1 protein-coding gene is annotated in these 1,471 nt (G+C 43.6%); it reads left to right on the top strand.

The window, feature by feature from the left end:
• A partial coding sequence (locus PSF09_RS08570; RefSeq protein ID WP_272683779.1) for a ClpP-like prohead protease/major capsid protein fusion protein occupies positions 1–1,471 on the top strand: 1,471 nt, incomplete at both ends.

The raw sequence follows: 1,471 nt of genomic DNA, 5'->3' as shown, positions 1-1,471 counted from the left end.
GGCGACCAGTGAAACTTCAGCCGATATTTATATTTATGATGAAATTGGGATGTGGGGAATAAGTGCGAAGCGATTTACCGAAGATTTAATTTCTCTTGGCAATATTAACCATATCAACCTTCATATTCATTCGCCTGGTGGTGAAGTTTTTGAGGGTATTGCTATTTATAACCAGCTCAAAAATCACAATGCAACCATTACGGTTCATATCGATGGGCTAGCCGCTTCGATGGCGTCGGTTATTGCCATGGTAGGTGATGAAGTCAAAATGCCAAAAAATGCCATGATGATGATCCATAAGCCTTGGGGCGTGTCGTGGGGTGATGCCAATGATATGCGAGATTATGCCGACCTGCTCGATAAAGTCGAAAACGTCTTAATTCCTGCCTACATGGAGAAAACTGGGAAAACCAAAGAAGAAATTGAAGCCATGCTTGGCGAAGAGACATGGTTAACCGCAGAAGAGTGCGTGGAGCACGGTTTTGCTAATACTGTGATTGAGCCGGTTAAAGCCATGGCCAGTCTTTCATCTAAACGCATCGAGGAATTTAAATCCATGCCGAATTCATTAAAAAACACGTTAAAAAACAGCTTAGCTAACCCACGAAACACAACAACACCGGTAGATCCCGTACCGCAACCACAAAACCCAACCAATACACAACAACCAGATACTGCAGGCATTCAAGCGCAAGCACGACAAGCCGAGCAAACGCGCATGAATGACATTAAAGATCTATTTGCGATGTTTGGTGGTAAGCATGACAGCATCATGGTTGAGTGTCTGACAGATATCAACTGCACCGTCGAGCAAGCAAAAGACAAAATTTTGGATGTGGTAGCCAAAGAGGCGACACCAACAAATAAAAATAATTACGGTGCTCATATTTATGCAAATAACGGCAATATCGTGGGTGATAGCGTCCGTGCATCATTGATGGCACGTGCGGGATATGATGAAGCACATGCTGATAACCCTTATAACTGCATGACACTGCGCGAATTGGCTCGCATGTCATTAACGGATCGTGGCGTTGGTATTGCGACTCGTAACTCAATGCAAATGGTTGGCATGGCCTTTACTCACGGCACATCTGACTTTGGTAATATTTTGTTAGATGTAGCAAATAAATCTATTTTGCAAGGTTGGAATGAAGCGCCAGAAACGTTTGAAAAATGGACGAAAAAAGGGCATCTGGGTGACTTTAAAACGGCGACACGTGTTGGAATGGGTGGGTTTAACTCCATCCGTGAAGTTCGCGAAGGTGCAGAATACAAATACGTGACTACGGGTGACAAAAAGGCAACTATCGCACTGGCAACTTACGGTGAGTTATTCAGCATTACTCGCCAAGCTATCATTAACGATGATATGTCGATGCTCACTGACATTCCGATGAAACTAGGTCGTGCAGCCAAAGCAACCATTGGTGACTTGGTTTACGCTATTCTTATGGATAACGTAATTTTT

Origin of the sequence: Providencia sp. PROV141 (genome assembly GCF_028481645.1) — a bacterium.
GTDB lineage: Bacteria > Pseudomonadota > Gammaproteobacteria > Enterobacterales > Enterobacteriaceae > Providencia > Providencia rettgeri.
The sequence above is the reverse complement of the archived record's forward strand: the minus strand, read 5'-3'. Positions and strand labels throughout refer to the sequence as shown.